Source organism: Geminicoccus flavidas, from assembly GCF_009806515.1.
Classification (GTDB): domain Bacteria; phylum Pseudomonadota; class Alphaproteobacteria; order Geminicoccales; family Geminicoccaceae; genus Geminicoccus; species Geminicoccus flavidus.
On the sequence record NZ_WUJP01000316.1, the window covers coordinates 1 to 1,275 of the forward strand.

A 1,275-nucleotide genomic window follows, 5' to 3' on the forward strand; every position below is an offset into this window, starting at 1 on the left:
CCTCCACGAAGTCCTGGATGGTCTTGGGATCCTCCAGGTCGCGGCGAAAGGCGGTGTCGCTCATCAGGAGATGGTGGGCGACCAGCCAGACGACGGTCTCGGTCTCCTCGGGCAGCAGGCCGAAGCGCGGGCAGAGCTTGCGGGCGATGACCGCGCCGACCTCGGCATGGCGCCCACCCCGACCCTTGCCGATATCGTGGAGGAGCAGGGCCACGTACAGCGCCCGCCGCGACAGGAGCTTGGGCACCAGCTCGGTCGCGAGCGGGAGGTCGGCCCGAAGCTGGCCGTCCTCGATCTGGCGCAGGATCGCGATCGCCCGGATCGTATGCTCGTCCGTGGTGTAGACGTGGTAGAGATTGTGCTGCATCTGGCCGACGATCCGGCCGAAGTCTGGCACGAACCGGCCGAGCACGCCGGCCTCGTTCATCCGGGTGAGCGTCCCCGCCGGGTCCTTGCGCGAGGTCAGGATCTCCAGGAACAGCCGGTTGGCCTCCGGATCGTTGCGCAGTTGGGCATCGATCCTGGGCAGGGCCTGGCCCACGGCCGCCAGCGTGGCGGGGTGGATGTCCAGGCCATGGGCATCGGCCGTATGGAACAATTGCAGGAGCTTGATCGGCTCCTGCTGGAACAGTTTCGGGTCGTCCAGCGCCAGCCGGTTGCCCTGGATCAGGAAGCCATCCACCCGCTTGCGGGCGAAGCCAAAGCGCGGCAGCGCGAGCTTTGGCCGGCGCCGGTGCTGTTCCTCCAGTGCCGCGCAGACGATCCGGGTGAGGTTGCCGACCTCGCGCGCGGCCAGGTAGTAGCGCTTCATGAACCGCTCCACTCCCATGGAGCGGGTCCGGGTGCGAAAGCCCATCCGCGCGGCGATCTCGGGCTGCACGTCCAGGGTCAGGCGGTCCTCGGCTCGCCCGGTCAGCCAGTGCAGGTGGCAGCGCACCGCCAGGAGGAAGGCGCGCGAGCGCCGGAAGGTGGACAGGTCGCGCCGGGTGATGAGCCCGCTCTGGACCGGCTTGACCAGGTCCGTGCCGCCATAGACGAACCGGGCGATCCAGCCCAGCGTATGGAGGTCGCGCAGGCCGCCCTTGCCCTCCTTGACGTTCGGCTCGAGCAGATAGCGGCTGTCGCCGACCCGCTGGTGGCGCTCGTCGCGCTCGGCGAGCTTGGCCTCGATGAACGCCGCCTCGTGGCCGTGGACGATCTCCTTGCGGTAGCGCTCCTGCAGGTCGGTGCCGGCAGCGCCATCCCCCCATAGCAGCCGCGCCTCCAGCAGGGCGG

The 1,275-nt window shown here is 69.5% G+C and carries 1 protein-coding gene; it reads right to left on the reverse strand.

Features of this window, described 5'->3' with window-relative positions; translation table 11 throughout:
- The coding region (gene glnD, locus EQG76_RS08695) for a [protein-PII] uridylyltransferase (RefSeq protein WP_159712500.1) at nt 1–1,275 on the reverse strand (1,275 nt) is incomplete at both ends.